Here is a 258-nt window from a genome sequence, read left to right on the forward strand (position 1 = left end):
AGGCGTTGAGTCACTCATTGAACGACGACGCCGGCACGCGGCAGAGCCGCACAGCGTTCCTGAAAACCTGGTCAGGCTCAGCGTGGGGATCGAGAACGTGGAGGACCTCTGGTCAGACCTCGAGCAGGCGCTGAAGTCGCTGGACGGCTAGGCTTGGGGCGTGGACGGAAAACTCTTGATCGCCTATGTCACCAACGGGATCTCCTTCATCCTTGGCCTGGCCGCCCTTGCCTTGGAACTGTGGGCGTTCGTGGATTG

General features: G+C 61.2%; 1 protein-coding gene. It reads left to right on the top strand.

Going from position 1 to position 258, the window contains the following annotated elements:
* Positions 1 to 16 precede the first annotated feature (16 nt).
* Positions 17 to 151: a PLP-dependent transferase gene (locus SB772_RS42910; RefSeq protein WP_410838882.1), complete on the top strand. Its 135-nt coding sequence runs from the start codon at positions 17 to 19 to the stop codon at positions 149 to 151.
* The last annotated feature ends 107 nt before the right edge of the window (positions 152 to 258 follow it).

Origin of the sequence: Paraburkholderia sp. SIMBA_030 (genome assembly GCF_046535245.1) — a bacterium.
Lineage (GTDB): Bacteria > Pseudomonadota > Gammaproteobacteria > Burkholderiales > Burkholderiaceae > Paraburkholderia.